33 protein-coding genes and 1 pseudogene are annotated in these 26,427 nt (G+C 31.2%); 33 read left to right on the top strand and 1 reads right to left on the bottom strand.

Going from position 1 to position 26,427, the window contains the following annotated elements:
* The first annotated feature begins 26 nt into the window (after window positions 1-26).
* The 33 genes and pseudogenes from rplL to ABXT72_RS03970 all read left to right on the top strand — a co-directional run bounded on the left by rplL (window position 27) and on the right by ABXT72_RS03970 (window position 25,800).
* On the top strand, window positions 27-392 hold the full coding sequence (rplL, locus tag ABXT72_RS04130) for a 50S ribosomal protein L7/L12 (RefSeq protein WP_415277711.1): 366 nt from the start codon (window positions 27-29) through the stop codon (window positions 390-392).
* A 55-nt stretch (window positions 393-447) separates the two neighbouring features.
* Window positions 448-4,538: pseudogene (rpoB, locus tag ABXT72_RS04125) on the top strand (DNA-directed RNA polymerase subunit beta).
* A 2-nt stretch (window positions 4,539-4,540) separates the two neighbouring features.
* Complete coding sequence (gene rpoC / locus ABXT72_RS04120) at window positions 4,541-8,710, top strand: DNA-directed RNA polymerase subunit beta' (RefSeq protein WP_415277710.1); 4,170 nt, start codon at window positions 4,541-4,543, stop codon at window positions 8,708-8,710.
* Window positions 8,711-8,885: 175 nt separating this feature from the next.
* On the top strand, window positions 8,886-9,257 hold the full coding sequence (gene rpsL / locus ABXT72_RS04115; protein ID WP_415277709.1) for a 30S ribosomal protein S12: 372 nt from the start codon (window positions 8,886-8,888) through the stop codon (window positions 9,255-9,257).
* Window positions 9,258-9,259: 2 nt separating this feature from the next.
* Window positions 9,260-9,730: a 30S ribosomal protein S7 gene (gene rpsG, locus ABXT72_RS04110; RefSeq protein ID WP_415277708.1), complete on the top strand. Its 471-nt coding sequence runs from the start codon at window positions 9,260-9,262 to the stop codon at window positions 9,728-9,730.
* A 6-nt stretch (window positions 9,731-9,736) separates the two neighbouring features.
* Window positions 9,737-11,815 (top strand): elongation factor G, encoded by a 2,079-nt coding sequence (gene fusA, locus ABXT72_RS04105; RefSeq protein WP_271492962.1) that lies wholly within the window; start codon window positions 9,737-9,739, stop codon window positions 11,813-11,815.
* 5 nt (window positions 11,816-11,820) lie between these two features.
* Entirely contained in the window at window positions 11,821-12,129 is a 309-nt protein-coding gene (gene rpsJ / locus ABXT72_RS04100) for a 30S ribosomal protein S10 (RefSeq protein WP_415277707.1), read from the top strand.
* A gap of 2 nt (window positions 12,130-12,131) precedes the next feature.
* Entirely contained in the window at window positions 12,132-12,842 is a 711-nt protein-coding gene (gene rplC, locus ABXT72_RS04095) for a 50S ribosomal protein L3 (RefSeq protein WP_415277706.1), read from the top strand.
* Entirely contained in the window at window positions 12,842-13,465 is a 624-nt protein-coding gene (gene rplD, locus ABXT72_RS04090; RefSeq protein WP_415277705.1) for a 50S ribosomal protein L4, read from the top strand. Before rplC ends, rplD begins: the two co-directional genes overlap by 1 nt.
* Window position 13,466: 1 nt before the next feature.
* Complete coding sequence (gene rplW, locus ABXT72_RS04085; protein WP_271525613.1) at window positions 13,467-13,760, top strand: 50S ribosomal protein L23; 294 nt, start codon at window positions 13,467-13,469, stop codon at window positions 13,758-13,760.
* 3 nt (window positions 13,761-13,763) lie between these two features.
* On the top strand, window positions 13,764-14,609 hold the full coding sequence (gene rplB, locus ABXT72_RS04080; RefSeq protein WP_415271253.1) for a 50S ribosomal protein L2: 846 nt from the start codon (window positions 13,764-13,766) through the stop codon (window positions 14,607-14,609).
* Window positions 14,609-14,902: a 30S ribosomal protein S19 gene (rpsS, locus tag ABXT72_RS04075; protein ID WP_271492437.1), complete on the top strand. Its 294-nt coding sequence runs from the start codon at window positions 14,609-14,611 to the stop codon at window positions 14,900-14,902. The genes rplB and rpsS overlap by 1 nt, the downstream gene beginning before the upstream one ends.
* 2 nt (window positions 14,903-14,904) lie before the next feature.
* Window positions 14,905-15,303: a 50S ribosomal protein L22 gene (rplV, locus tag ABXT72_RS04070; protein WP_271492435.1), complete on the top strand. Its 399-nt coding sequence runs from the start codon at window positions 14,905-14,907 to the stop codon at window positions 15,301-15,303.
* Complete coding sequence (rpsC, locus tag ABXT72_RS04065) at window positions 15,287-15,967, top strand: 30S ribosomal protein S3 (RefSeq protein WP_415277704.1); 681 nt, start codon at window positions 15,287-15,289, stop codon at window positions 15,965-15,967. Before rplV ends, rpsC begins: the two co-directional genes overlap by 17 nt.
* Before the next feature lie 2 nt (window positions 15,968-15,969).
* Window positions 15,970-16,380, top strand: a complete 411-nt coding sequence (gene rplP, locus ABXT72_RS04060; protein WP_271525610.1) for a 50S ribosomal protein L16 — start codon at window positions 15,970-15,972, stop codon at window positions 16,378-16,380.
* 1 nt (window position 16,381) lies between these two features.
* Window positions 16,382-16,573: a 50S ribosomal protein L29 gene (gene rpmC / locus ABXT72_RS04055; RefSeq protein ID WP_415277703.1), complete on the top strand. Its 192-nt coding sequence runs from the start codon at window positions 16,382-16,384 to the stop codon at window positions 16,571-16,573.
* Entirely contained in the window at window positions 16,566-16,802 is a 237-nt protein-coding gene (gene rpsQ / locus ABXT72_RS04050; RefSeq protein WP_271492425.1) for a 30S ribosomal protein S17, read from the top strand. The genes rpmC and rpsQ overlap by 8 nt, the downstream gene beginning before the upstream one ends.
* Window positions 16,799-17,167 (top strand): 50S ribosomal protein L14, encoded by a 369-nt coding sequence (gene rplN / locus ABXT72_RS04045; protein WP_271525609.1) that lies wholly within the window; start codon window positions 16,799-16,801, stop codon window positions 17,165-17,167. Before rpsQ ends, rplN begins: the two co-directional genes overlap by 4 nt.
* Window positions 17,168-17,416: a 50S ribosomal protein L24 gene (gene rplX / locus ABXT72_RS04040; RefSeq protein ID WP_415277702.1), complete on the top strand. Its 249-nt coding sequence runs from the start codon at window positions 17,168-17,170 to the stop codon at window positions 17,414-17,416.
* On the top strand, window positions 17,416-17,970 hold the full coding sequence (gene rplE / locus ABXT72_RS04035) for a 50S ribosomal protein L5 (RefSeq protein WP_415277701.1): 555 nt from the start codon (window positions 17,416-17,418) through the stop codon (window positions 17,968-17,970). The genes rplX and rplE overlap by 1 nt, the downstream gene beginning before the upstream one ends.
* Before the next feature lie 2 nt (window positions 17,971-17,972).
* Entirely contained in the window at window positions 17,973-18,278 is a 306-nt protein-coding gene (gene rpsN / locus ABXT72_RS04030) for a 30S ribosomal protein S14 (protein WP_415277700.1), read from the top strand.
* 10 nt (window positions 18,279-18,288) lie between these two features.
* The gene (gene rpsH, locus ABXT72_RS04025; protein ID WP_415277699.1) at window positions 18,289-18,684 is read left to right on the top strand and encodes a 30S ribosomal protein S8; all 396 of its coding nucleotides are present in this window, start codon (window positions 18,289-18,291) and stop codon (window positions 18,682-18,684) included.
* Window positions 18,684-19,223 carry a 50S ribosomal protein L6 gene (gene rplF / locus ABXT72_RS04020; RefSeq protein WP_415277698.1) on the top strand — a complete coding sequence of 180 codons (540 nt, stop codon included), beginning with the start codon at window positions 18,684-18,686 and terminating at the stop codon, window positions 19,221-19,223. Before rpsH ends, rplF begins: the two co-directional genes overlap by 1 nt.
* Complete coding sequence (gene rplR / locus ABXT72_RS04015; protein WP_415277697.1) at window positions 19,223-19,579, top strand: 50S ribosomal protein L18; 357 nt, start codon at window positions 19,223-19,225, stop codon at window positions 19,577-19,579. Before rplF ends, rplR begins: the two co-directional genes overlap by 1 nt.
* Window positions 19,580-19,581: 2 nt before the next feature.
* Window positions 19,582-20,094, top strand: coding sequence for a 30S ribosomal protein S5 (gene rpsE / locus ABXT72_RS04010; RefSeq protein ID WP_271492404.1), 513 nt, complete (start codon window positions 19,582-19,584; stop codon window positions 20,092-20,094).
* The gene (gene rplO / locus ABXT72_RS04005; RefSeq protein WP_415277696.1) at window positions 20,094-20,555 is read left to right on the top strand and encodes a 50S ribosomal protein L15; all 462 of its coding nucleotides are present in this window, start codon (window positions 20,094-20,096) and stop codon (window positions 20,553-20,555) included. Before rpsE ends, rplO begins: the two co-directional genes overlap by 1 nt.
* Before the next feature lie 10 nt (window positions 20,556-20,565).
* Complete coding sequence (secY, locus tag ABXT72_RS04000) at window positions 20,566-21,846, top strand: preprotein translocase subunit SecY (protein ID WP_415277695.1); 1,281 nt, start codon at window positions 20,566-20,568, stop codon at window positions 21,844-21,846.
* A 4-nt stretch (window positions 21,847-21,850) separates the two neighbouring features.
* Window positions 21,851-22,492, top strand: coding sequence for an adenylate kinase (locus ABXT72_RS03995; protein WP_415277694.1), 642 nt, complete (start codon window positions 21,851-21,853; stop codon window positions 22,490-22,492).
* A gap of 56 nt (window positions 22,493-22,548) precedes the next feature.
* Entirely contained in the window at window positions 22,549-22,932 is a 384-nt protein-coding gene (gene rpsM / locus ABXT72_RS03990) for a 30S ribosomal protein S13 (RefSeq protein WP_415277693.1), read from the top strand.
* Between the two features lie 7 nt (window positions 22,933-22,939).
* A complete protein-coding gene (rpsK, locus tag ABXT72_RS03985) occupies window positions 22,940-23,392 on the top strand; it encodes a 30S ribosomal protein S11 (protein ID WP_415277692.1) in 453 nt (150 codons plus the stop codon).
* Between the two features lie 3 nt (window positions 23,393-23,395).
* A complete protein-coding gene (locus tag ABXT72_RS03980; protein ID WP_415277691.1) occupies window positions 23,396-24,424 on the top strand; it encodes a DNA-directed RNA polymerase subunit alpha in 1,029 nt (342 codons plus the stop codon).
* A complete protein-coding gene (gene rplQ, locus ABXT72_RS03975) occupies window positions 24,424-24,861 on the top strand; it encodes a 50S ribosomal protein L17 (protein WP_415277690.1) in 438 nt (145 codons plus the stop codon). Before ABXT72_RS03980 ends, rplQ begins: the two co-directional genes overlap by 1 nt.
* A 24-nt stretch (window positions 24,862-24,885) precedes the next feature.
* Window positions 24,886-25,800, top strand: a complete 915-nt coding sequence (locus ABXT72_RS03970) for an RluA family pseudouridine synthase (RefSeq protein WP_271492395.1) — start codon at window positions 24,886-24,888, stop codon at window positions 25,798-25,800.
* Here ABXT72_RS03970 and lipB read toward each other — a convergent pair.
* Entirely contained in the window at window positions 25,781-26,401 is a 621-nt protein-coding gene (gene lipB, locus ABXT72_RS03965) for a lipoyl(octanoyl) transferase LipB (RefSeq protein WP_415277689.1), read from the bottom strand. The genes ABXT72_RS03970 and lipB overlap by 20 nt on opposite strands.
* Between the last annotated feature and the right edge of the window lie 26 nt (window positions 26,402-26,427).

The raw sequence follows: 26,427 nt of genomic DNA, 5'->3' as shown, positions 1-26,427 counted from the left end.
AAACAACCTAAAGAGTAAAAAAAAATATGCCTGATCTAAATAAAATTATTGAAGACCTATCAAGTTTAACTGTTGTTGAAGCAGCTGAGCTTTCAAAACAACTTGAGGAAAAATGGGGTGTTACAGCCATGGCTGCAGCAGCACCAGCAGCAGCAGCAGGTGGAGCAGCTGAAGAAGCAAAAGATGATTTTACAGTTATGTTAATTTCTGCAGGTGAGAAAAAAATTAATGTTATTAAAGAAGTTAGAGCAGCAACATCTTTAGGTCTTAAAGAAGCAAAAGATCTAGTTGAAGGTGCACCAAAAGAGGTAAAATCTGGTGTAAATAAAACAGATGCTGATGAACTTAAAGCAAAATTAGAAGCAGCAGGCGCAACAGTAGAACTTAAATAAATTAATTAGAAAGATTTTATGACTGGTTAATTTATTAACCAGTGATTAGTAATAAATGCAATTATCTTTTACTCAAAAGAAAAATGTAAGAAAAAGCTTCGGTAAATTGGCTGAAACTTTATCTATTCCTAACTTAATTGAAGTTCAAAAAAACTCTTATAAACAATTAACTGATTTGGATCCTGAAGCTGGTGATTTATCAAAAGGTTTTGATAAGTCTTCAAAAGTATTTTTCCAATTGAAGATCTTAACGATAAAGCAACACTTGAATACGTTACATACAGATTAGAAAAACCAAAATTTGACACTGAAGAATGTATCCAAAGAGGATTATCTTTTACATCAGCATTAAAGTGTACTTTAAGATTAGTTGTTTATGAAATAGATCAAGAGAATAATACAAAAGATATTTTATCTGCTAAAGAACAAGAAGTTTATATGGGTGAAGTACCCATGATGACTGACAGTGGAACTTTTATAACAAACGGTGTTCAAAGAGTTGTTGTAAACCAAATGCACAGAAGTCCTGGAGTTTTCTTTGATCATGACAAGGGTAAATCACACGCAAGTGGTAAATTATTATTTAATTGTAGAGTCATTCCCAATAGAGGATCTTGGTTAGATTTAGAATATGATGTTAAAGATTTCTTATATTTCAAGATAGATAGAAAGAAAAAAATATTTGCTTCAACTCTCTTGATGGCCTTAGGTTTAACTAAATCTGAAATAGCTGATGAGTTTTATGATAAAGACACTTATTCATTTGATGCAAAAACAGGCAAATGGAAGACTAAATTTAATCCTGAAAACTATAAAGCTAAAAATTTTTCTGAAGAAGTTACTGATGCTAAAACTGGAAACGTTATAATTAAGCTTGGTGATAAAATTAATTTTTTAAGTGCAAAAAAACTTGCTACAGATGGACTTAAAGATATTTTGGTATCTCAAGAATCTTTAATTGGAAAATATTTACATAATGAAGTTAAAGTTAGTGACGATGAAGAAGAGGGAACCTTTGGAATTGGTACTGAGCTAAATGACACTATTATCAAGCAAATTTTAGAAGCTAGCATAAACTCAATTGAGATTTCAATTACAAATTCTATCAATAAAGGACCTTATTTATTATCAACAATATTAAATGATAAAAATAATTCTAAAAATGATGCAATTACTGAAATTTACAAAGTTTTAAGACCGGGCGAACCACCAACAGTTGAGATTGCCACACAAATATTCAACAACTTATTCTTTAGTTCAGATAGGTATGATCTTTCTGACGTGGGTAGAGTTAAAATGAATTCAAGATTAAGTCTTGAGTGTTCTGATAAAATTACAATTCTAAGAAATGACGACATAATTACCATTGTTCATAAAATGTTAGATTTAAGAGATGGTAAAGATGAGGTTGATGATATTGATCATTTAGGTAACAGAAGAGTAAGATCTGTTGGTGAACTTGTTGAAAACCAAGCGCGTATTGGTGTTTATCGAATGGAAAGAGCTATTAAAGAAAAAATGACAACTCTTGATATTGAATCAGCAATGCCACAAGATTTAATTAATGCAAAACCATTAACGGTTTCCCTTAAAGATTTTTTTGTAAGTTCACAACTTTCTCAATTTATGGATCAAACAAATCCATTATCTGAAATCACACACAAAAGAAGAGTTTCAGCTTTAGGACCAGGTGGTCTAACAAGAGAAAGAGCTGGATTTGATGTTCGTGATGTTCACCCAACTCACTACGGGAGAATTTGTCCAATCGAAACACCTGAAGGACCAAATATTGGTTTGATTAATAGTTTATCTACTTATGCTAAGATTAATAAATATGGTTTTATTGAAAGCCCATATAAAAAAGTAGAGAATGGTGTAGTTCAAGATAAAGTTGAATATCTATCAGCGATGGAGGAGACAAAATTTACAATCGCACAAGCTAACGCCAAACTTGATAAAAGTGGAAAAATTTTAGAAGAACTTGTTCCTTGCAGAGAAAACTTAAACTTTGTTTTGTCAAAACCTGAGAAAATTGATTATATTGATGTTTCACCTAAACAGTTGGTTTCTGTAGCAGCATCTTTAATTCCTTTCTTAGAAAACGATGATGCAAACAGAGCCCTAATGGGATCCAACATGATGAGACAAGCAGTTCCTCTATTGAAACCAGAATCACCATTAGTTGGCACTGGTATTGAAAGTGACGTAGCTCTCGACTCAGGTGTTACTATTGTTGCTAATCGTGATGGTACAGTTGATAAAATTGATGGAAAAAGAATTGTAATTAAAGCGACTGAAGAAACAGATTTTACAAAATCAGGTGTAGACATTTATAACTTGCAAAAATTTAAAAGATCAAACCAAAACACATGCATTAACCAAAAACCACTTGTTAGAGTTGGTGATAAAGTTAAATCAGGTGATATTATTGCTGATGGACCATCTACTAAGCTAGGTGAATTAGCACTTGGAAAAAATGTGACTGTAGCATTTATGCCTTGGCAAGGTTACAATTTTGAAGACTCTATTCTAATTTCAGAAAGATGTGTTACTGACGATGTATTTACATCGGTTCATATCGTTGAATACGAAGTTATGGCTAGAGATACGAAGTTAGGTGAAGAAGAAATTACTAGAGATATTCCAAATGTAAATGAAGAAGCTTTAAAAAATCTAGATGAATCTGGGATTGTTTATATTGGGGCTGAAGTAAAAGCTGGAGACATATTAGTTGGTAAAGTTACGCCAAAAGGTGATTCAGCATCTGGACCTGAAGAAAAATTATTAAGATCAATTTTTGGTGAAAAAGCAATTGATGTAACTGATACATCTTTAAAAATGTCTCGAGGAAGCAGTGGAACAATTGTTGATGTTAGAGTATTTAATAGACATGGTATTGAAAAAGATGAAAGATCTATAACAATTGAAAGAGCAGAAATTGAAATTGTTCAACAAGATAAAGTTGTAGAGGAAGAAATTTTAGAAAGAAGTATAAAACAAAGAGCTAATCAGATTTTTTCTGGAGCTTCTTTAACTAAAAAAATTAAAGATTTAGATGAAGGTACCAAACTTGATCTTGAGACAATTAACAGAATTAGTATTAATGATGTATTCAAAATAACAGTAGGTAATGTTAGTGATGAAGCAAGTATTGCCCAATTAAAAGATCAATACAATCAAGCAAAACAAGATATTCAAGAAAGATTTGAAGATAAGGTTTTAAAAATTAGAAGTGGTGATGATTTATTACCAAGCGTGATGAAGATGGTTAAAGTTTTTGTCGCAATTAAAAGAAGATTAAGACCTGGTGACAAGATGTCAGGTAGACATGGAAACAAGGGTGTAGTCAGTAAAATTGTACCTGTCGAAGATATGCCTTATAGAGAAGATGGAAGACCAGTTGATATCGTATTAAATCCACTTGGGGTTCCAAGTCGTATGAACGTAGGTCAAATCTTAGAAACACACCTTGGATGGGCCTGTAAAGAATTTGGTGAAGAAGTTAAAAGATTAGTAAATGAAAATAATAAAAAATTTGAAAAAACTCAAAAAATTTCATCTTTTTTAACATCAGTTTATGGAAAAGAAGTTTTTGAGGGAGGTATTGACAAATTAAACAAGACTGAATTTGCAGATTTATGTGAAAATCTACAAAATGGTATAGCAATTTCAACTCCAGTGTTTGATGGAGCTAAAGAAAAAGATGTGTCTGAAATGCTTGAGTTAGCTAAATTACCTACTTCTGGTCAAACTAATTTATGGGATGGCAGAACTGGTGAAATGTTTGATAGACCAGTAACTGTTGGAATTATCTATATGTTAAAACTTCATCACCTTGTTGAAGATAAAATTCATGCAAGATCTACTGGACCTTATAGTCTCGTAACTCAGCAACCTTTGGGTGGTAAAGCTCAGTTAGGTGGACAAAGATTTGGTGAAATGGAAGTATGGGCACTCGAAGCTTATGGAGCCTCGTATACATTACAGGAAATTTTAACAGTTAAGTCAGACGACGTTGCTGGAAGAGTTAAAGTATACGAAACAATTGTTAAAGGAGAAGAGAATTTTGAATCAGGAATACCAGAATCGTTCAATGTTCTAGTTAAAGAAATTAAATCATTAGCACTAAACATAGAGTTAAACTAAACATGAAAAAAGAATTAACAGACTTATTTAAAAATAGTGAAGTTTCTGAAGCTCAAAATTTTAGCAGCATTAAAATTACTCTAGCCAGTCCTGAAAAAATTAAATCATGGACATATGGTGAAATTAAAAAACCTGAAACTATTAACTACAGAACTTTTAGACCAGAAAAAGATGGTTTATTTTGTGCTAGAATTTTTGGACCGATAAAAGATTACGAATGTTTGTGTGGGAAATACAAACGTATGAAGTTTAGAGGGATTATTTGTGAAAAATGTGGAGTTGAAGTAACAAAATCAAATGTAAGAAGAGAGAGAATGGGTCATATAAATCTAGCTACTCCTGTTGCACATATTTGGTTTTTAAAATCATTACCTAGTAGAATTTCATTAGCGGTTGACATGAAGCTAAAAGAAGTTGAAAGAGTTCTTTATTTTGAAAACTTCATAGTTATTGAGCCTGGCTTAACAGGTCTTCAAAAAAATCAATTACTTAACGAAGAAGAATTAGCTAAATACCAGGATGAGTTTGGTGAAGAATCATTTGAAGCTGGTATAGGAGCTGAAGCAATTTTATCAATTCTAAAGTCAATGGATCTTGACCTGGAAAGAAAGCTTTTAATCAATACAATTAAAGAAACAAAATCAAAAGTTAATGAAGAAAGATCCATAAAAAGACTTAAGCTGATCGAGTCATTTATAGAAACTGGTCAAAAGCCAGAATGGATGATTTTAACAGTGATACCAGTTATACCACCCGAACTAAGACCCCTAGTTCCATTAGATGGTGGAAGATTTGCAACATCTGATCTTAACGATCTTTATAGAAGAGTTATAAACAGAAATAATCGTCTTAAGAGATTAATGGATCTAAAAGCTCCTGACATTATTGTTAGAAATGAAAAAAGAATGCTTCAAGAGTCTGTTGATGCTTTATTTGATAATGGTCGTAGAGGAAGAGTAATTACTGGAACCGGTAAACGTCCACTTAAATCTTTAGCAGAGATGCTTAAAGGTAAGCAAGGTAGATTTAGACAAAACTTATTAGGAAAAAGAGTTGATTACTCAGGAAGATCTGTAATTGTTGTAGGTCCAGACCTTAAACTTCATGAGTGTGGCTTACCTAAGAAAATGGCTTTAGAATTATTTAAACCATTTTTGTATGCTAGATTAAATAAATTAGGATTAGCTTCTACAATTAAACAAGCAAAAAAATTAGTAGAAAAAGAAACTAATGCTGTTTGGGATGCGTTAGAACTTATTGTAAGAGAGCACCCAGTATTATTAAACCGTGCACCAACGCTTCACAGACTAGGAGTTCAAGCTTTTGAACCTAAGTTAATTGAGGGAGATGCAATTGAACTACACCCATTATGTTGTGCAGCCTTTAATGCTGACTTTGATGGTGACCAAATGGCTGTTCACGTTCCTCTAAGTTTAGAGGCTCAACTAGAAGCTAGAATTTTAATGCTTTCGACGAACAATATTTTAAGTCCATCAAATGGAAAACCTATCATAGTACCAAGCCAGGATATGATTTTAGGTTTATACTATTTATCTCAAGCACCTTTTCAAACTGAAAAGCCAGATGGTTATTTTATAAATAATGATGAAATTGAACATGCTTTATCAACGGGTCAGATAAAAGTACACTCTACTATTGTTTCAAGGTTCGAAACACTTGATGAGAAAGGTAACAAAAAAGTTGAAAAACATACAACAACTGCTGGAAGATTTTTATTAGCTAATTTATTACCAAAAAATAAAGATATTACTTTTTCAATGATTGATAGACTGCTTCCTAAAAAAACTGTTTCAGAAATTATTGATAGTGTTTTCAGATTTTGTGGTCAGAAAACTACAGTTATTTTTTGTGATCATTTAAAAGATTTAGGATTCAAACATGCATTTAAAGCAGGTATTTCTTTTGGTAAAGATGATTTGGTTATTCCTGCAAACAAAGGAAAATTGATTGATGATACTAAAAAATTAATTGCTGATTATGAAAATCAATATTCAGAAGGTTTAATTACTAGAGGTGAGAAATACAACAAAGTAGTTGATGCTTGGTCAAAATGTACTGACAAAGTAGCTGGTGAAATGATGAGAGGTATTTCGGCTACTGAAAGTACTCCTGATGGCATGAAGATTAACTCAGTATTTATGATGGCAGATAGTGGAGCCAGGGGTTCAGCTGCTCAAATGAAACAGTTGGCTGGTATGAGAGGCCTTATTGCAAAACCATCTGGTGAAATTATTGAAACTCCTATTATTTCTAACTTTAAAGAAGGTTTAACTGCTTTAGAATATTTCAATTCAACGCACGGAGCCAGAAAAGGTTTAGCTGATACAGCCCTAAAGACTGCAAGCTCAGGTTATTTAACTAGAAGACTTTGTGATGTAGCTCAAGACCTTACAATTTCAAAAATTAAATGTGATAATCCAGGGTTTATTGAGTTAGCAGAAATTTTAGAAGGTGGAAATGTAGTTGTTAGTTTATCAGAAAGAGCGCTTGGTAGAGTTACAGCTTTTGATGTAAAAAATCCTATTACTGGTGAAGTAGTTATTAAAAAAGAAACTATGATTGACGAATCAGGTTGTGATAAAATTGATGCAGCTGGTGTTAAATTCATCAAAGCTTATTCAGTTATGACTTGTAGTTCTAAAATTGGTGTTTGTGCTACTTGTTATGGAAGAGATCTATCTAGAGGAAAAATGGTTCACGTTGGTGAAGCAATTGGTATGATTTCAGCCCAATCTATTGGTGAACCAGGTACGCAGTTGACAATGAGAACTTTCCACGTTGGTGGTACCGCTTCTGTTAAGCAAGAGTCTGAAATTGTTACAAAATCTGCAGGTACTTTGAAAATTATTAACACTAATTTATTAGAAGATTCTAAGAAAAATCTAATTGTTATGGGAAGAAATACTCAACTATCAATTGAAGATAATAATGGCGTTCAAGTTGCAATTTATAAAGTTGCTTATGGATCAAAATTATTTTTCCAAAATGGTGATAAAATAAAAGCTAATGAAAAAATTTGTGAGTGGGATCCTTATACAACTCCAGTTATTGCAGAAAAAAGTGGTATTGCTGGGTATGTAGATTTAATCGATGGTGTTTCTATTCAAGAGACAACTGATGATGCTACTGGAATTTCTTCTAAATCAGTTGTTGATTGGAGAGCGCAATCTAAAAACACAGATTTAAAACCAAGAATTACCTTAAGAGATGAGAAGGGTAATGTTATTAAAAAAGCAGATGACAATGAAGCGAGATACTATTTAGTTCCTGATTCAATTCTTTCTGTTAAAGATGGTCAAAAAATATTTGCTGGTGATATAATCGCAAGACTTCCAAAAGAAACAACTAAAACAAAAGATATTACTGGAGGATTGCCACGTGTAGCTGAATTATTTGAAGCTAGAAAAGCAAAAGATAGTGCAATTATTGCTGAGAATGATGGACAAGTGTTATTTGGCAAAGAAGTTAGAGGTAAACAAAAAATTTCAATTCAACCAGATGATGGAGAACCTTCAAATTATTTAATACCCAAAGGTAAACATATCAATTTTAACCAAGGTGAGAAAATTAAAAAAGGTGAGTACCTATTAGATGGTCAGCCTTTACCTCATGATATTTTGAGAATTTTAGGCATTAAAGATTTAACAGAATATTTTGTTAATCAAGTTCAAGAAGTTTATAGATTACAAGGTGTGGTAATTAACGACAAACACATTGAAACAATATTAAGACAAATGCTTAAAAAAGTTGAGATCAAACAGTCAGGTGATTCGTCTTACTTACCTGGTGAAATGATTGACAGAATTAAGTTTGATAATGCAAATGAAAAACTAGTTGCTGAGGGAAAAAATCCTGCATCTGGTGAAAGAGTTTTAATGGGTATTACTAAAGCTTCACTTCAAACAGAGTCATTTATTTCTGCTGCTTCATTCCAAGAAACTACAAGAGTTTTAACCGATGCTGCGATCAAAGGTAAAGTTGACCCTTTAAATGGCTTAAAAGAGAATGTTATTGTTGGTAGATTGGTTCCAGCTGGAACTGGTCATATCAAGAACAAATGGAATGAAAATGCTATTGCAGCTGACAATAAATTTTTAGCTGAGCAAGAAAAAATTGAGCCTTTAGAAGCTACAGAAACTCCTGCAAATTAATAAAAAAAACACGTTTAACTTGTAGTTTTAGTTTGACAATCAGAGATTTAATAGTATTTTGACGCTGTTTTTGGTTGGAATGTAGTACCTACTTTATGGAACTAAACGCTGCCACAAAATAACCTGTCAGTTATTTTCATTCAAAAATAAATTAATTAATTAATTAAAAAAATTTATGCCAACTATTAACCAGTTGTTAAGAAAGAAAAGAACTAGACCAGTTGCAAGAAATAAAGTTCCTGCACTTGAAAAACAACCTTTAAAAAGAGGTGTGTGTCTTAAAGTTTACACAACAACTCCTAAAAAACCGAATTCTGCATTAAGAAAAGTTGCAAGAGTTAGACTTTCAAATGGTTTTGAAGTCACAGCTTACATCGGTGGTGAAGGTCACAATCTTCAAGAACACTCAGTAGTTTTAATTAGAGGTGGTCGTGTTAAAGATTTACCTGGTGTTCGTTATCACATTCTTAGAGGAAATTTAGATACTCAAGCTGTAGCAGGTAGAAAGAAACGTAGATCTTTATATGGAACTAAAAAAGGTAAATAATTATGTCTAGAAAAAAAACACAACCAAAAAAAGTTGTCACCCCAGACCCAATATTTAAATCTACTATTATTCCTAAATTAATTAATTCTATTATGTACGATGGAAAAAAAGTTGTTGCTGAGAAAATTGTTTATGAAGCAATTGAAAAAATTAAATCAAAAACTAAAGAAGAGCCAATTAATGTTTTTAATGAAGCAATAAATAATATCAAACCTACTGTTGAAGTTAGATCTCGTAGAGTTGGTGGTGCAACCTATCAAGTTCCTGTTGAAGTAAAATCTAACAGAGCTCAAGCACTTGCGATTAGATGGCTAGTTGATGCTTCAAGAAAAAGAAAAGACAAACATATGTCTGATAAAATTTTTAATGAACTGTATGATGCGTATGAAAAAAAAGGATCAGCAGTTAAAAAAAGAGAAGATGTACATAAAATGGCTGAGTCGAATAAGGCTTTCGCTCATTTTAGGTGGTAAAAAATTATGGCTAGAATTAATACATTAGACACATATCGTAATATCGGAATTATGGCTCATATTGATGCTGGTAAAACCACTACTACTGAAAGAATTTTGTATTACACTGGAAAAAGTCACAAAATTGGTGAAGTTCATGATGGTGCAGCAACAATGGATTGGATGGAGCAAGAACAAGAAAGAGGAATTACAATTACCTCTGCTGCAACTACTTGTTTCTGGAACGATCATAGAATTAATATTATTGATACTCCTGGTCACGTAGATTTTACTATTGAAGTTGAAAGATCATTAAAAGTTTTAGATGGTGCTGTATGTGTTTTTGATGGTGTTGCAGGTGTTGAGCCTCAATCAGAAACAGTATGGAGGCAAGCTGATAAATATAAAGTTCCAAGAATTTGTTTTGTAAATAAATTAGACAGAACTGGTGCAGACTTTTACAGATGTGTAGATATGATTAGAGATAGACTTGGTTGCAAACCTTTAGTTATACAAGTTCCAATTGGTATGGAGGCAGATTTAGTTGGTGTTGTTGATTTAGTGAAAATGAAAGCCCAGGTTTGGAAAAATGAGGCCTTAGGTGCAGAGTGGGAATACAAAGAGATTCCAGATAATTTAAAAGAGATTTCTCAAAAATACAGAACTGAACTTGTTGAAACTGCAGTAGAGCAAGATGAAAAATTAATGGAAAGTTATTTAAATGGTGAAGAAATTAAAGAAGAAGATTTAATTAAATGTATAAGAAAAGGAACTCTAAACTTTAGTTTTGTTCCAATCACTACTGGTTCAGCATTTAAAAACAAAGGTGTTCAACCTTTACTTGATGCTGTTATTAATTATTTACCAAGCCCAATTGATATTGGTTCAATTAATGGAACGATACCAGGAACCGAAGATATTAAGGAAATGAAATTTGATGATGGAGCTGGTTTTTCAGCTTTAGCTTTTAAAGTTGCGAACGATCCCTTTGTTGGATCATTAACTTTTATAAGAATTTATTCTGGAACAATTAAAACTGGAACTGCAGTTTATAATACCTCAAAAGAAAAAGAGGAAAGAGTTGGCAGAATGCTTTTAATGCATGCAAATTCTAGAGAAGATATTAAAGAAGCGAATGCTGGTGATATCGTTGCATTAGCTGGTCTTAAATATACAATAACTGGTCACACTTTATGTGATGAGGCTAACCCAGTTTTACTTGAGCCAATGGAGTTTCCTGAGCCAGTAATTGAAATTGCAGTTGAACCTAAAACAAAAGCTGACCAAGAAAAAATGGGTGAAGCTTTAGCTAGATTAGCAAAAGAAGATCCTTCATTTAGAGTAACTTCAGACGAAGAATCAGGTCAAACAATAATCAAAGGTATGGGGGAATTACACTTAGATATTATTGTTGATCGAATGAAAAGAGAATTTAATGTTGAAGCAAATATTGGAGCACCTCAGGTTGCTTACCGTGAAACTATTCAAAACGCATCTGAGTTTGAATACACACACAAAAAACAAAGTGGTGGTGCAGGACAGTTTGCAAAAGTTAAACTTTTAGTAGAACCTCAAGAACCAGGCAAAGGTAGAGAGGTTGATAGCAAAATTAAAGGTGGATCAATTCCTAAAGAGTTTATTCCAGGTGTTGAGAAAGGTATTGAAACAATATCTGACGGTGGAATTCTGGCTGGATTTCCCATGATTGATTTCAAAGTTACAATTTTAGATGGATTACACCATGATGTTGACTCTAGTGTGCTTGCATTTGAACTTGCTGGTAGAGCTTGCTTTAAAGAAGCTTGTACTAGAGGTGGATTGAAATTATTAGAGCCAGTAATGAGAGTTGAAGTTGTAACTCCTGAAGATTACATGGGTGATGTTATTGGTGATTTAAATAGTAGAAGAGGCCAAATAAGTGAGCAAGAAAGTAGAGGAAATGCGACCGTTATAACTGCAATGGTTCCTTTAGCGAATATGTTTGGATATATAAACAGCTTAAGATCAATGTCTCAAGGAAGAGCTCAATACTCAATGTTCTTTGATCATTACTCCAAAGTCCCACAAAACGTGCAGGATGAAGTAACTAAAAAGATTGCTGGATAAATATTATGGAAAAACAAAACATTAGAATTAAATTAAGAGCTTACGACAATAAGATCTTAGACGCCTCTACCGAAGAAATTGTCAACACTGTTAAGAGAACAGGTGCCACAGTTAAAGGGCCAATACCACTACCAACTAGAATTGAAAGATATACAGTTTTAAAAGGACCTCATATTGATAAAAAAAGTAGAGAGCAATTTGAAACAAGAACACATAAAAGATTAATTGATATCATTGAACCTACACCTCAAACTGTAGAAGCTTTAATGAAATTAGATTTAGCATCTGGTGTTGATGTGGAGATAAAAATTTAATTATGACTGAAATAGCTTTAGTTGGAAAAAAAATAGGTATGACAAGGGAGTTTTACCATACTGGTCGTTTAGTTCCAGTTACAGTAATTAAAATGGAAAAAGCTAGAGTTATTAGCGTGATTGAAGAAGATAAACGTGGATATAAAGCTATACAATTAGGTTTTGGTAACATTAAAAGCTCAAAACTTACAAAAGCAATGAAGGGCATGTATGCTAAAAAAAATACTGAAGCAAAGAAAAAATTAAAAGAATTTAGAGTAAAAGATACAGAGCCATACAAAGAAGGTAATGAATTTGGTTTAGAAATTTTCAATGAAGTCAAATTTGTTGACACTACTTCAAAAACTATTGGAAAAGGTTTTGCGGGAGCGATGAAAAGACACAACTTTGGTGGTTTAAGAGCTACACACGGTGTTTCTGTTTCGCATAGATCTCATGGCTCAACGGGTCAAAGACAAGACCCTGGTAAAGTTTTTAAAGGAAAAAAAATGGCTGGTCATATGGGTGATAGAGTTAGAACCATGCTAAATTTAGAGATAATTAAAACTGATTTAGAAAATGAATTATTGTATGTAAAAGGTTCAATACCTGGTTCTAAAAATTCAGAAATATTAGTTAAACAGTCAGTAAAAGTTATTAAAAAAATGACCATTAAAGAGAAAATTGCAGCTGCTGAAGAAGCTAAAAAAATACCCGATAAAAAGAAAAGATAATGAAAATTGATAAAATAAATTTAGATGGAAAAAAAGACTCAATTGAAGTTTTAGATAAAATTTTTTCAGCAAAAATAAATAAAAAACTAGTAGATAATGTTTTATACAAAACTAATGCTAACTACAAAGGTAGACACGCTAAAACAAAACAACAGAATGAAATTGCTGGATCTACTTCAAAGATTTATGCTCAAAAAGGAACGGGTGGAGCGCGTCATGCCAGTAGAAAAGCCCCTATATTTGTTGGTGGTGGTGTAGCACATGGTCCAAAAGGTCAACTAGCTTATAAAAAAAGAAAACTTAACAAAAGTGAGAAAAAATTAAGCGTAGCATCATTGATTACTGAAAAAAATAAACTTAATAATTTATTAATTTTTAGTGATTTTGCTACTGAAATTAAGAAAACTAAAGAAATGCACTCAATTATTAAAAAATTTGATTTAACTCATTCATTAATAATCCTAGATAAGATTTCAAAAGATAAAGTTGAAAAATCAATGAGAAATATACCAAATGTCAAAGTTACTGATGTAAATCACTTTAGCGCTTTTGATATTATTAAATTTAAAAAAGTTGTATTTACTGAAAGTTCAATAAAAGAACTAGAAAAGAGATATTCTTAAAATGGATAAGATACATTTATATGATAAAATTTTATCACCAATGCTAACTGAAAAGACAACAAATCTTTCTGAGCAAAATAAAATTGTATTTAAAGTTCCAAGAGAAGCTAACAAAACTAATTTAAAAAAAAATATTGAAAAAATTTTTAAAGTAAATGTTATTAAAATTAACATAATCAATAAGCAAAATAGAAAAGTTGTTAAACGAGGGAAAAAAGTAAATATTCAAGGATATAAAAAGGCAATTATAACTCTAAAAAAAGGTCAAAGTATCGATCTAACAACAGGAATTTAAATAATGGCATTAAAAACATTCAAACCATATACAAAATCTACTAGAGGAACTGTTCTTGTTGATAGAACGGGTCTATGGAAGGGCAAACCTTTTAAAATGCTTGTTGAGCCTAAAAATTCAATGCGTGGAAGAAATAACAATGGTCATATCACTTCTAGAAATATGTCAGGTGGTGGGCATAAGAAAATGTATAGACTTGTAGATTTTTATAGAAAAAAATTTGATGTACCTGGTACAGTTGAGCGTATCGAGTATGACCCAAACAGATCATGTTATATTATGTTAATTAAGTTTGAAGATGGAACTCATTTTTACTATTTAGCACCTCAAAAAATTAACGTTGGTGATGTTGTTGAAAATGGCTCTGCAAAAGAAATTAAAGTTGGGAATTGTATGCCGTTAAGAGACATTCCAGTTGGTGTAAACGTGCATAACGTTGAATTACAACCAGGTGGTGGTGGAAAAATAGCTAGATCTGCTGGTACTTCTGTTACTATAAGTGGTTTGGATGGTAATTATTCATTAGTTAAAATGACCTCTGGTGAAGTTAGAAGAATAGATTCAAGATGTATGGCAACAATCGGTGTTTTGTCAAATCCAGATCAAAAAAATATTAAAATTGGTAAAGCTGGAAGATCAAGATGGTTAGGTAGAAGACCTCACACAAGAGGAGTTGTGATGAATCCAGTTGATCACCCACACGGTGGTGGTGAAGGTAAAAGTGCTGGTGGTAGACATCCGGTATCTCCGACAGGCCAAGGTGCAAAAGGATTAAAAACAAGAACAAACGCAAGAACAGATAAGTTTATAGTTAAAAGAAGAAATAAAAGAAAGGATACTAAAAAATAATGGCTAGATCAGTATGGAAAGGTCCTTTTGTTGAAGAGAGCTTGATTAAAAAAGTTGAAAAACAAAAATTAGACCCCAAAAAAATGCCAATTAAAACTTGGTCAAGAAAATCAACTATAATTCCAGAATTTATTGGTGTTAGCTTTTTGATTTATAATGGAAAAAAATTTATACCCGTTACCATTTCTGAAGATATGGTGGGACACAAACTTGGTGAGTTTTCACCAACAAGAACATTTTTTGGACATACACCTGCAGATAAAAAGGCAAAACCAGCAACAGCTAAGAAATAACCATGAATAAGAAAAAGAAAATTAATAGAATTAAAGTAGATACAGTTAGATCAGTAAATAATAATATTAGATCTAGTGTGAGAAAACTTAACCCAATTCTTAAGGCAATTGTTGGAAAAAAAGTTGATGTTGCTATTAGAGAATTACAATTTTCTGCAAAAAGAATAACTAGAGAGATTAGAAAAACTGTCTCATCAGCTATTGCTAATGCTGAAAATAACAATCAATACGATATCGATAAATTAATTGTTAAAGAAGCTTATTGTGGAAAAAAAGTTGTTATGAAAAGATTTAGACCTAGAGCAAAAGGTAGAGCTGCACCAATTTTAAAACCATATTCAACAATTACAATTATATTATCAGAAGCAAAACAAATGGAGAGTCATGGGACAAAAAGTTAATCCAATAGGTTTTAGACTTGGTGTGAATAGAGGTTGGGACTCTGTTTGGTATGCTAAAAAGAAAGATTTTGGAAATTATCTAATTGAAGATTTTAAAATTAGAGCCTATATCAAGAAAAACGTAGTTAACTCTGGTGTATCAAAAGTAATGATAGAGAGAACTTCAAATAAATGTTTTGTTACAATTTACACTTCAAGACCAGGGTTTGTTATTGGTAAAAAAGGTAGTGATATTGATAAAATTAAAAATAATTTATCTAAATTTACAAGCAACGAAGTATCTTTAAATATTAAAGAAGTTAAAAAACCTGAAACTAATGCTTTTTTAGTAGCCGAAAATATTGCACAACAACTAGTAAAAAGAATATCATACAGAAGAGCAATGAAGAGAGCCATGCAGTCTTGTATGAGATTAGGTGCCAAGGGAATTAAGGTTGCAATAAGCGGTAGACTTGGTGGTAACGAAATCGCAAGAACAGAGTGGTTGAGAGAAGGTAGTATTCCTGCTCACACATTAAGAGCAGATATTGATTATGATGAAGCAGAGGCTTTAACAACATTTGGAATTATTGGAATTAAAGTTTGGATTTTTAAAGGTGAAGTTTTTGCAAGAGAATTTAGCCAGGAAACAAATAAAGTTAAACCTAAAGAGGTTAAAGAGTAATTATGTTACAGCCGGTAAGGACAAAATATAGAAAAGCTCATAAAGGTAGAATTCATGGCACAGCTACACGTGCTGCAAAGATTAACTATGGATCTTTTGCTTTAAAAGCTATGGCTCCTGAAAGAATTATTGGTAAACAAATTGAAGCTGCTAGGGTCGCTTTAACCAGACATATGAAAAGACAAGGACGTGTTTGGACAAGAATTTTTCCAAATATTCCAGTTTCAAAAAAACCTGTTGAAGTAAGAATGGGTAAAGGTAAGGGTGCTCCTGAATATTGGGCATGTAGAGTTAAACCTGGTAGAATTTTATTTGAAATTGACGGTGTTTCTGAAGCAATTGCCAAAGAAGCTCTTTATAAAGCATCAGCTAAATTACCTATTAAAACTAAGTTTATAAAAAGATTTGCATAATATGAAAATACAAGAAATAAAAAAATTATCTAAAGACGAAGTTTTAAAAAATATAGATAAATTGAAAAAAGATTTATTTAATTTTAGATTTCAAAGAATTAATTCTGAAATTAAAGATCCTTCAAAAATTGGACAAACAAAAAAAACGATAGCAAGGTTAAAAACTATACTAAAAGGAAAATTAAATGCCTAAAAAAATACTAACTGGAGTAGTCACTAGTGATAAGCCTAATAAAACTATTACTGTAGCAGTAGAGAGAAAATATTCACATCCTGTGCTAAAAAAAGTTGTTAAAGTTCAAAAAAAATATAATGCGCATGATGAAAATAATAAGTTTAAAACTGGAGATAAGGTTTCGATTATTGAATGTAAACCATTTTCAAAAAATAAAAAATTTCAAGTAATGGATGGTTCTAAATGATACAGGTACAAACTGAAATGTTAGTTGCAGATAATACTGGTGCAAAAAGAATTGAATGTATTAAAGTGCTAGGTGGATCAAAACGTAGATATGCTAGCATTGGTGACACAATCGTTGTTGCTGTAAAAGAAGCGATACCAAAAGGTAAAGTTAAAAAAGGTTCTGTACACAAAGCTGTTGTGGTTCGTGTTAAATATGGAATTCATAGAGATGATGGTTCAAAAGTTAAATTTGATAACAATGCAGCAGTGTTGGTTGATGATAAAGGTGAACCAGTTGGAACTAGAATTTTTGGACCTGTTACAAGAGAATTAAGAAGTAGAGGTCAAATGAAAATAATTTCATTAGCCCCCGAGGTATTATAAATGATTAAAAAAGGTTCTAAAGTAAAAGTATTAACTGGAAGAGATAAAAAAAAAGAAGGTGAAGTTATTGAAATAGACAGACCGAACAACAGGGCAAAAGTTCAAGGAATTAATATTGTGAAAAAACATGTAAAAACTACAAAAGAAAAAAAAGGTGGAATTATTTCTAAAGAAAGTTTTATTCATATTTCAAACCTTGCACTTATTGATGCAAAAGAAAAAATAAAAAAAACTGAGGTTAAAAAATAATGACACCAAGATTAAAAGAACACTATTATAAAGAAATTCAACCTGCGCTTAAGGAGCAGTTAGGATTTAAAAATACCTTTCAAGGACCAAAAGTACTTAAAGTTGTTATTAATATGGGTTTAGGTCTAGATGGTGCTGACGCTAAGATTATGAAATCTACTGAAGAGGATCTAGGAAAAATTACAGGACAAAAACCTACAGTTACAAAATTTAAGAAATCTGTTGCCAATTTTAAAACAAGAAAAGGTACCAATGCAGGTCTAAAAGTTACTTTAAGAGGCAACAAGATGTATGAATTTATTGATAGATTAGTTAACATTGCGTTACCTAGAATTAAAGATTTTAGAGGCCTATCACCTAAAGGTTTTGATAAATTTGGTAATTACACTTTTGGAATTAAAGAGCATATTATTTTTCCTGAAGTTAATTTTGACAGAATAGACAAAATTAGAGGTCTTGATGTAGTGATTGTAATTGCTGCTATGAACAAAGATCACAGTTTTGCACTTTTGGAAAAACTAAATTTTCCATTTATTAAAAAAGGAGATAATTAAAAATGGCTAAAGTAAGTGCAGTTCAAAAAAATGATAAAAGGATTAAACTTTCAGATAGATTGTTTAAAAAAAGATCAGCTTTAAAAAAAATTATTATGGATAAGAAAATTTCCCTTGAAGAAAGGTTTAAAGCACAACAAAAATTATCTAATTTACCTAGAAATTCAGCAAAAAATAGAGTGATGAATAGGTGCCAAATTACTGGAAGACCACATGGTGTTTACAGAAAATTAAAAATATCAAGAATAGCCTTAAGAGACTTAGGATTGCATGGATTAATTCCAGGTATGACGAAGGCGAGCTGGTAGAAAGGAATATATGAGTTTAAGTGACCCAATTGGGGATATGATCGCAAGAATAAAAAATGCTTTAGTGAGAAATCACAAAAAAGTTACACTGCCTTCTTCTAACTTTAAAGTAAAAATTGCAGATATATTAAAAAATGAAGGTTTTATTAAAGAATATAAAATTGATACTGAAGATAAAAAACCAGTTTTATCTATAGATCTAAAATATTATTCAGGAAATCCGGTTATTAGTACATTTGAAAGAGTATCAAAGCCAGGAAGAAGAATTTTTTCAAGTGCTGACAGTTTACCGAAAATTAATGGTGGGCTTGGTGTGGCAATAGTTTCTACTCCAAAAGGTGTGATGACCGATGTTGATGCTAGAAAGCAAAAAGTTGGTGGCGAAATAATTTGTAAGGTATTTTAATGTCTAAAATTGGTAAAATAAATATTTCTATTCCTGAAAAAGTTAAAGCTGTGCTATCCGGTAGTGTGCTTAATATTGAAGGACCATTAGGGAAAAAATCTCTTAATGTTGATTTAGAAATGTTTAATGTCGATATTACTGAAGGAAAAGAAATATCAATCAAACCAAAAAAAGTTGACCAAAATTCAAAAAGACTATGGGGAATGAATAGAAGTTTAATAAACAACGCTGTTATTGGCTCTAGTACTGGATATGAAAAAATATTAGAGTTAGTTGGTGTTGGTTATAGAGCTGCGCTAAAAGAAAAACAATTAAATCTACAGCTTGGTTATAGTCATGACATAAATTTTGATATACCAGAGGGTATTAAGATTGTTGTTGAAAAACAAACAACTGTTAAAGTTAGTGGATCTGACAAACAACAAGTTGGTATGGTTTGTTCTGTGATCAAATCTTTTAGAAAACCTGAGCCTTACAAAGGTAAAGGGATTAGAGAAAAAGGACAGTATATATTAAGAAAAGAAGGAAAGAAAAAATAATGAAATTAAATGCAATTGAAAGAAAAAAGTTTAGAGTAACTAATAAAGTAAAAAAAGTTTCTTCTCCTGATAGATTAAGATTAAGTATTTCAAGATCTTCAAAAAATATATCTGCTCAAATAATTGATGATATAAAAAATATCACTCTAGTTTCTTCCTCTTCAATCGAAAAAGATATTAAAGCTATGAGCAAAGTTAATAAAACAGATATCTCTAAAATTGTTGCTGAAAAATTAGCAAAAAAAGCTGTAGAAAAAAAGATAACTAAAATCTATTTTGATAGAGGTGTTTATAAATATCACGGTAGAGTTAAGGCATTTGCTGAAACATTACGTAAAAATGGAATGGAATTTTAATTATGGACTTTAAAAACAAAATTGACGATGGAATTTTAGAAAAATTAGTTCACATTAATAGAATTACTAAAGTTGTAAAAGGTGGACGTAGATTTGGTTTTTCAGCACTAGTTGTTGTGGGAAATCAAGCAGGTAAAATTGGTATAGCCCATGCTAAAGCTAAACAAGTTCCAGACGCAATTAAAAAAGCAAATGAAACTGCTAGAAGAAAATTAATTCATATACCTTTAAGAGAGGGTAGAACTATACACCATGATGTTTATGGTAAGGATGGAGCAGGTAAAATTATTTTAAGATCAGCTCCAAAAGGAACTGGTATTATTGCTGGAGGTCCTGTAAGAGCAGTTTGTGAAGTTTTAGGAATTAAAGATATAGTTGCTAAATCAATGGGAACATCAAACCCTCATAACATGATAAGAGCCACAATGAAGGCTCTTTCAAAACAAAACTCACCAAAACATATAGCAACAATTAGAAATAAGAAAATTTCTGACGTAATTGAAAAAAGAGGATAATGAGCACATTAAATACTACTGGAAAAGTTTTATATAAAAAAAAAATGAGAGTTGGTAGAGGTATCGGTTCTGGAAAAGGCAAAACTTCTGGAAGAGGAGTTAAGGGTCAAAAATCTAGATCTGGTGTTGCTATCAAAGCTTTTGAGGGTGGTCAAATGCCTTTATATAGAAGATTACCTAAAAGAGGATTTAATGCAATTAAGAGATACCAAGCCGTAATAGCAATAATGAATTTAGAAAAAATTCAATCGTACATCGATGAAAAAACTATTAATTCGGGTGATGTAATAAACATGGCTTTGCTTATAAAATTGAAATTAATTAACAAGAATTCTCAAAAATTAAAAATACTAGGTACAGGAGACATTAAAGATAAGGTTAACATTGAAGCTGATCTAATATCAAAAGCTGCTGTAGTTAAATTAGAAAAAGCAGGCGGCACAATACAATTAAAAAAATAATTAAGATATTATGAGTGCATCTTCTCAAACTAATGATCTTAAAAATCGAATAATCTTTACAATTTTTATCCTAGCAGTTTATAGATTTGGTACTTTTGTACCAATTCCAGGTATTGATCCTGAACAATTACAAACAATGATGAGCGGTAATCAAAAAGGATTACTTGGAATGTTTAACGTCTTTTCAGGTGGTGCTGTAAGTAGAATGGCCATATTTGCACTTGGGATCATGCCGTATATTTCATCTTCAATTATAGTTCAGTTATTAACTGGCGTATCTGATTATTTTAAAAATTTAAAGGCACAAGGTGAAACTGGAAGAGCAAAAATCACTCAGATCACAAGGTATGGAACGGTGTTACTTGCTACTGTTCAGGGTTATGGATTGTCTATAGGTTTACAATCTTCTCCTGACTTAGTTATTAATCCAGGGTCATTTTTTACCATAACAGCAGTCTCGACCATTGTCGCTGGTACAATGTTTTTAATGTGGCTTGGTGAACAAATAACACAGAGAGGAATTGGTAATGGTATTTCATTGATTATTTTTGCTGGTATTGTTGCTGAAATTCCACGTGCTTTAGTTACTACATTTGAACTTGGTAGAACGGGTGCGGTTTCTACAATTATGATTATTGGAATTTTTGTATTATTAGTTGCAACAATAATGTTCATTGTATTTATGGAAAGAGCATTAAGAAAAATTTTAATAAACTATCCCAAAAGACAAATGGGAAATAAAATGTATGGTGGTGAATCTTCTCATTTACCCTTAAAAATTAACCAAGCTGGTGTTATACCGGCAATTTTTGCTTCAGCTTTATTGCTATTACCTGTAACTTTTTCTAATTTTAGTTTTTCAGACAATGACACATTCTTAAACTTAAGTTCATACTTTACACAGGGGCAACCCCTTTACATGTTACTATACGCTTCTGGAATAATATTTTTTACTTTTTTCTATACATCGATAACATTTAATCCAACTGAGACTGCTGATAATTTAAGAAAATATGGTGGCTTTATTCCTGGGATTAGACCGGGTGAAAACACTGCTTTGTATATTGATAAAATTGTAACAAAACTTACAACAATTGGAGCTCTGTATTTAACAATAGTTTGTTTAATGCCAGAATTTTTAATTGCCAATTATCCAATACCTTTTTACCTAGGTGGAACTTCTATTTTAATTGTTGTTGTAGTTGCAATTGATACCGTTACACAAATCCAAACTAGATTGATGAGCTCTCAATATGAGCAATTAGTTAAAAAAACAAAATTCGGAAAATAACTAAGTGAATATAATTCTTTTTGGTCCTCCAGGTGCAGGCAAGGGGACTCAAGCTCAATCTATTGTTAAAAAACATAATTACTTTCAATTATCAACAGGAAACTTATTAAGAGATGAGATTAAATCTAAAACTGAACTTGGAGATGATATTGAAAAGTTGATATCTAATGGCAAATTCGTTTCAGATGAAATTGTAAATACCTTATTGAGACAATCTCTAACTAATTTAAAATATAGAGACAGAATTATTTTTGACGGGTATCCAAGAAATGTTGAGCAAGCTACTAACTTGGAAATTATATTAAAAGAGTTTAATCAAACAATAGGTCACACTATATTTTTAAATGTCTCAAGAGACATCATTGAAAAGCGTATTATGGGCAGAATGACTTGTGAAAAATGTAATATGACGTTAAACGAATATTTTAATAAAGACCAAATAGAGCTCCATCCTTGTGGTGTTGAGCATTTACAAAAAAGAAAAGACGATAATCTCGATATTGTTATCTCTAGATATGATACTTATATGTCCTCTACAAAACCAGTATTAGATTTCTATTCAAAAAATTCAAATTTCACTGAAATCGATGGTGCAGGTGAAATTGATCAAATAACCAATAAAATTAATGAAATTCTTACAGTTTAAGACATTGACTTTGGAACATCTTCTTATATAAAAGGCTAAATTTATTCTCAAAAAATATGGCTCGTATAGCAGGTGTAAACATTCCACAAAATAAACTCGTCTTCATAGGACTAACGTACATCTATGGTATAGGTGATAAATTTTCCAACCAAATTTGCACTTCTTTAGAAATCCCCAAAGCAAAAAGAATCAACGAACTTACAGATGAAGATATTTTAAAAATTAGAGAGTATATTGATGCAAACTTTAAAGTAGAAGGTGATCTTAGAAGAGATTATTCTTTAACTATTAAAAGATTAATTGATCTTGCATGTTATAGAGGATCTAGACACAGAAAAAAACTTCCTGTTAGAGGACAAAGAACAAGATGTAATGCAAGAACAAGAAAAGGTAAAGCAATCGCAATTGCTGGTAAAAAATTAACTCCACTTAAAAAATAATTAATTTATGGCTAAAGTAGATAAAGTTGAGAATAAAGAAGCTGTTGTAGAAAAAAAAGTTGATAAAAAATCTAAGAAAAGTTCTTATTCAAAAAAGAAGAAAATAAAAAAAAACATTCTTAATGGTATTGCTTACGTACAGTCTACTTTTAACAATACAATAATTTCAATTGCAGATACTAATGGGAATGTAATTTCTTGGGCATCTGCTGGACAAAAAGGTTTTAAGGGTTCAAGAAAATCAACACCGTATGCTGCACAAATTGCTGCAGATTCTGCTGCATCTAAAGCTTTAGAATATGGAATGAAAACATTAACTGTGCAAGTCAAAGGACCTGGTTCAGGAAGAGAAACCGCATTAAGAGCTTTGCAAGCGAAAGGATTTAAGATTCTTTCAATAAAAGATACTACACCAATGCCACATAACGGCGTAAGACCACCAAAGAAAAGGAGAGTTTAATAAATGGAAAGTTTAAATGTAAATGCTAAAAATTGGAAAGCATTAATTAAACCAGCTCAATTAGATGTTAAAATTAGTGATGACAAATCACATGCAAAAATTATCGCTGAACCTTTAGAAAAAGGATACGGCCTAACTTTAGGTAATTCTTTAAGAAGAATTTTACTTTCATCAATAAGAGGTGCTGCTGTAACTTCAATTCAAATTGATGGTGTTTTACATGAATTTACATCGATCAAAGGTGTTAGAGAAGATGTTACTGACATAGTTTTAAACGTTAAATCATTAGCTTTAAAAAGCTCTTCGGATGGTACTAAAAAACTTATTTTAGATGCTAAAGGTCCTGGAGAAATCAAAGCTTCTGACATAGTGCCAGTTACTGATATTGAAATTTTAAATCCTGATTTAGTTATTTGTAATTTGGATGAAAATACACATTTCCACATGGAGATGAATGTTGGAACAGGTAAGGGATACGTACCAGCAGTGATGAATAAGCCAGAAGAGCCACCTTTAGGGTTAATTGCTATAGATTCTTTGTATAGTCCAGTTAAGAAGGTTTCATACTCTATAAGCACCGCAAGAGAAGGGAAAGCATTGGATTATGATAAATTAACTATGGAAGTTGAAACTAATGGATCTATTTCTGCTGAAGATGCAGTTGCTTATTCTGCAAGAATTTTCCAAGATCAACTAAATATGTTTGTTAATTTTGACGAACCTGTTGAAGTACCTGTAAAAGAAGTTTCTTCTGAGCCTGAATTCAATAAGAATTTATTGAGAAAAGTTGATGAGCTTGAATTATCTGTGCGTTCTATGAATTGTCTTAAAAATGATAATATCATTTACATTGGAGATTTAGTTCAAAAGTCAGAAGGTGAAATGCTTAGAACACCTAACTTTGGAAGAAAATCACTTAATGAAATAAAAGAAGTTTTAACTGGTATGTCTTTATATTTAGGTATGGAAATACCAAATTGGCCACCAGAAAATATAGCTGAAATGTCTAAAAAGTTAGAGGAGCAAATCTAATGAGACATGGAATGGCTAATAAGAAGTTAAATAGAACTTCTGAACATAGAAAAGCTTTATTAAAGAATATGCTTAATTCTTTAATAAAATATGAGCAGATAACTACAACACTTCCAAAAGCTAAATTCTTAAAACCTCAAGCTGACAAAATCATAACATTAGGAAAAAAAGAAACTCTTCAAACTACCAAAATGTTAATGTCTAAGTTGCAAGACATAACATCTACAAATAAAGTTAAAAAAACTTTATCAAAAAGATATGTAGCAAGAAATGGTGGTTATACCAGAATCATTAAAGCTGGCTTTAGATATGGTGATAATGCGCCTATGGCTGTAATTGAATTTGTAGATAGAGATGTTGAAGCAAAAAGAGTGGATAGAAAGAAAAAAGATCCAGCAAAAGATAAAACAGAAGAGAAAAAATTAGCTACTGCTTAATTCTTTATATAAAATCATATCATCATGAAAAAGTCTTTTAACGTTGACTCAACGTTTAACGATATGCGTATCGACAGATGGATACGAAACAACTTAGGTAATTACCCACAAGGCCTAATTGAAAAAAGTTTAAAGAGTGGAAAAGTTAAAATTAATAGTAAAAAAATAAAAAGTTCTCATAAAGTAAAGACAGGTGACATTATAGATTTATTTAATTTTGATTTTAAAGAAACAATTGTTCAAAAAACAATTAAATTTGTGCCTTCGGAAGAGGTTATTAAAGAGAATGAAGAATTAATAATTGATAACAATGATGATTTCATTGTTCTTAATAAAAGCTCTGGTATATCAGTTCAAGGTGGAACTAAATCTAAAAAAAATCTTGTAGATATATTCGCTCGTAGTGAAATTTTTCAAGACACAAAACCATTTTCTGTACATAGACTTGATAAAGATACATCTGGAGTTTTTATTATGGCGAAGCATAGAGAGTCTGCCCAGTTATTAACCTCTTTATTTAGACTTAGAAAAGTTCACAAAACTTACTTAGCTATATGTCATGGAGAATTGCAGAAAGACTCCGGTGAATGGAATGATGATTTAACTAGATATGACAATGATAGGGAGGTGGTTGAAAAAGCCAGAACTCTTTATAAAGTATTAGATAAAAATTCTATATGTAGTCTTGTTGAAATGAAGCCGATTACAGGAAGAAAGCATCAATTAAGAAAACAGCTTTACGCTGTAGGGTGCCCAATCTACGGGGATCAAAAATATAAATTTAGTAATACCGATAAAGCAATAAATAAAAATTTAATGCTTCATTCATACCAAATTAAATTTATGATTAATGATAAAAAATATACCTATACCGCATTGTTACCAGATTATTTTAAAAAACTCTTGAAAACAAAAAGACTTAGATTTCCAAATTCTTAGAAAACGTATCAATAATAATCTTATCTAAATCCTTATAGTCTTGGTCTTTAATTTCTTTAAGATTGATTACACCTTTATCTGAAATACCACATGGAATAATGTTTTTATATTTTGAAAGATCATTATTAATATTTATTGCAAATCCATGATAAGCTATCCACTTACTTACCCTTACACCTATTGCTGCAACTTTGGTAATTTCACCTTTATGGTCAGTCCAAATACCAATATTTTTTGGATCACCAAACGTTTTAATGTTAAATTTTGATAAGCTGTCAATAATTGTCTTTTCAATTAAAGTTATAAATTTCCTAATATCCTTTTTTCTTTTTTTTAAATCTATAACAAAATAACAAATCATTTGACCAGGACCATGATAGGTAATTTTTCCTCCACGATTTGTTTTTATTAGATTTATATCTTTATTAAGAATTTCTTTTTCTTTATAACTAGTACCAGCTGAATAAACCTCTTCATGTTCTAATATCCACATTAAATCCTCTTTTTGACCACTGTTTATCTCCAACAATCTTTCCTCAAGGAATTTTATTGCATCCTTGTATTTTATTGGTTTTATTGACTTTTTAATCTCAATATTCATTTATAAATTGTATTATTCTTATTATG

Source organism: Candidatus Pelagibacter sp. Uisw_094, from assembly GCF_047729535.1.
Lineage (GTDB): Bacteria > Pseudomonadota > Alphaproteobacteria > Pelagibacterales > Pelagibacteraceae > Pelagibacter.
This window is presented reverse-complemented; position numbering and strand designations above follow the sequence as displayed.

Excerpts from the sequence above, each read along its gene's own strand:
- rplD (WP_415277705.1), top strand. The coding sequence starts at position 12,842 with ATGAAAATTGATAAAATAAATTTAGATGGAAAAAAAGACTCAATTGAA.
- rpsK (WP_415277692.1), top strand. The coding sequence starts at position 22,940 with ATGGCTAAAGTAGATAAAGTTGAGAATAAAGAAGCTGTTGTAGAAAAA.
- rpsL (WP_415277709.1), top strand. The coding sequence starts at position 8,886 with ATGCCAACTATTAACCAGTTGTTAAGAAAGAAAAGAACTAGACCAGTT.
- lipB (WP_415277689.1), bottom strand. The coding sequence starts at position 26,401 with ATGAATATTGAGATTAAAAAGTCAATAAAACCAATAAAATACAAGGAT.
- rplW (WP_271525613.1), top strand. The coding sequence starts at position 13,467 with ATGGATAAGATACATTTATATGATAAAATTTTATCACCAATGCTAACT.
- rplF (WP_415277698.1), top strand. The coding sequence starts at position 18,684 with ATGTCTAAAATTGGTAAAATAAATATTTCTATTCCTGAAAAAGTTAAA.
- rpsG (WP_415277708.1), top strand. The coding sequence starts at position 9,260 with ATGTCTAGAAAAAAAACACAACCAAAAAAAGTTGTCACCCCAGACCCA.
- fusA (WP_271492962.1), top strand. The coding sequence starts at position 9,737 with ATGGCTAGAATTAATACATTAGACACATATCGTAATATCGGAATTATG.
- rplO (WP_415277696.1), top strand. The coding sequence starts at position 20,094 with ATGAGCACATTAAATACTACTGGAAAAGTTTTATATAAAAAAAAAATG.
- rpsE (WP_271492404.1), top strand. The coding sequence starts at position 19,582 with ATGGACTTTAAAAACAAAATTGACGATGGAATTTTAGAAAAATTAGTT.
- ABXT72_RS03980 (WP_415277691.1), top strand. The coding sequence starts at position 23,396 with ATGGAAAGTTTAAATGTAAATGCTAAAAATTGGAAAGCATTAATTAAA.
- rpsH (WP_415277699.1), top strand. The coding sequence starts at position 18,289 with ATGAGTTTAAGTGACCCAATTGGGGATATGATCGCAAGAATAAAAAAT.
- rpsC (WP_415277704.1), top strand. The coding sequence starts at position 15,287 with ATGGGACAAAAAGTTAATCCAATAGGTTTTAGACTTGGTGTGAATAGA.
- rplX (WP_415277702.1), top strand. The coding sequence starts at position 17,168 with ATGATTAAAAAAGGTTCTAAAGTAAAAGTATTAACTGGAAGAGATAAA.
- rplV (WP_271492435.1), top strand. The coding sequence starts at position 14,905 with ATGAATAAGAAAAAGAAAATTAATAGAATTAAAGTAGATACAGTTAGA.
- rpoC (WP_415277710.1), top strand. The coding sequence starts at position 4,541 with ATGAAAAAAGAATTAACAGACTTATTTAAAAATAGTGAAGTTTCTGAA.
- rpmC (WP_415277703.1), top strand. The coding sequence starts at position 16,382 with ATGAAAATACAAGAAATAAAAAAATTATCTAAAGACGAAGTTTTAAAA.
- rplR (WP_415277697.1), top strand. The coding sequence starts at position 19,223 with ATGAAATTAAATGCAATTGAAAGAAAAAAGTTTAGAGTAACTAATAAA.
- secY (WP_415277695.1), top strand. The coding sequence starts at position 20,566 with ATGAGTGCATCTTCTCAAACTAATGATCTTAAAAATCGAATAATCTTT.
- rplP (WP_271525610.1), top strand. The coding sequence starts at position 15,970 with ATGTTACAGCCGGTAAGGACAAAATATAGAAAAGCTCATAAAGGTAGA.
- rplB (WP_415271253.1), top strand. The coding sequence starts at position 13,764 with ATGGCATTAAAAACATTCAAACCATATACAAAATCTACTAGAGGAACT.
- rplC (WP_415277706.1), top strand. The coding sequence starts at position 12,132 with ATGACTGAAATAGCTTTAGTTGGAAAAAAAATAGGTATGACAAGGGAG.
- rpsS (WP_271492437.1), top strand. The coding sequence starts at position 14,609 with ATGGCTAGATCAGTATGGAAAGGTCCTTTTGTTGAAGAGAGCTTGATT.
- rpsN (WP_415277700.1), top strand. The coding sequence starts at position 17,973 with ATGGCTAAAGTAAGTGCAGTTCAAAAAAATGATAAAAGGATTAAACTT.
- rplE (WP_415277701.1), top strand. The coding sequence starts at position 17,416 with ATGACACCAAGATTAAAAGAACACTATTATAAAGAAATTCAACCTGCG.
- rpsQ (WP_271492425.1), top strand. The coding sequence starts at position 16,566 with ATGCCTAAAAAAATACTAACTGGAGTAGTCACTAGTGATAAGCCTAAT.
- ABXT72_RS03970 (WP_271492395.1), top strand. The coding sequence starts at position 24,886 with ATGAAAAAGTCTTTTAACGTTGACTCAACGTTTAACGATATGCGTATC.
- rpsM (WP_415277693.1), top strand. The coding sequence starts at position 22,549 with ATGGCTCGTATAGCAGGTGTAAACATTCCACAAAATAAACTCGTCTTC.
- rplN (WP_271525609.1), top strand. The coding sequence starts at position 16,799 with ATGATACAGGTACAAACTGAAATGTTAGTTGCAGATAATACTGGTGCA.
- rpsJ (WP_415277707.1), top strand. The coding sequence starts at position 11,821 with ATGGAAAAACAAAACATTAGAATTAAATTAAGAGCTTACGACAATAAG.
- rplQ (WP_415277690.1), top strand. The coding sequence starts at position 24,424 with ATGAGACATGGAATGGCTAATAAGAAGTTAAATAGAACTTCTGAACAT.
- rplL (WP_415277711.1), top strand. The coding sequence starts at position 27 with ATGCCTGATCTAAATAAAATTATTGAAGACCTATCAAGTTTAACTGTT.